The sequence below is a fragment of the Mesorhizobium sp. XAP4 genome, assembly GCF_029269325.1.
GTDB lineage: Bacteria > Pseudomonadota > Alphaproteobacteria > Rhizobiales > Rhizobiaceae > Mesorhizobium > Mesorhizobium ciceri.
In genome coordinates, this window is record NZ_JARIXW010000032.1 from 1 (window position 1) to 620 (window position 620).

1 protein-coding gene is annotated in these 620 nt (G+C 62.7%); it reads left to right on the forward strand.

The window, feature by feature from the left end:
• Positions 1 to 620, forward strand: a 620-nt coding sequence (locus tag P3C39_RS32870; RefSeq protein ID WP_275955084.1) for a zinc-binding dehydrogenase, incomplete at both ends; no start/stop codon positions are given.

Genomic DNA, 620 nt, shown 5'->3' on the forward strand with positions numbered 1-620 from the left:
GGCGCCGGCGTCGTCGTCGATGTCGGCAAGGGTGTCACCTCGCTCAAGAAGGGCGACCACGTCATCCCGCTCTATACGCCCGAATGCCGCCAGTGCCCGTCCTGCCTGTCGAGAAAGACGAACCTCTGCACGGCGATCCGCGCCACGCAGGGCCAGGGCCTGATGCCCGATGGTTCGTCGCGCTTCTCGATCGGCAAGGACAAGATCTTTCACTATATGGGCTGCTCGACCTTCTCCAACTTCACCGTGCTGCCCGAGATCGCACTGGCCAAGGTCAATCCGGACGCGCCCTTCGACAAGATCTGCTACATCGGCTGCGGCGTCACCACCGGCATCGGTGCCGTGATCAACACCGCCAAGGTCGAGATCGGCGCCACCGCGGTCGTCTTCGGCCTCGGCGGCATCGGCCTCAATGTCATCCAGGGCCTGAAACTTGCCGGCGCCGACATGATCATCGGCGTCGATTTGAACAACGACAAGAAGGAGTGGGGCGAGCGCTTCGGCATGACGCATTTCGTCAATCCGAAGGAGATCGACGGCGATGTCGTGCCCTACCTCGTCAACATGACCAAGCGTGGCGCCGACCAGATCGGCGGCGCCGACTACACATTCGACTGCAC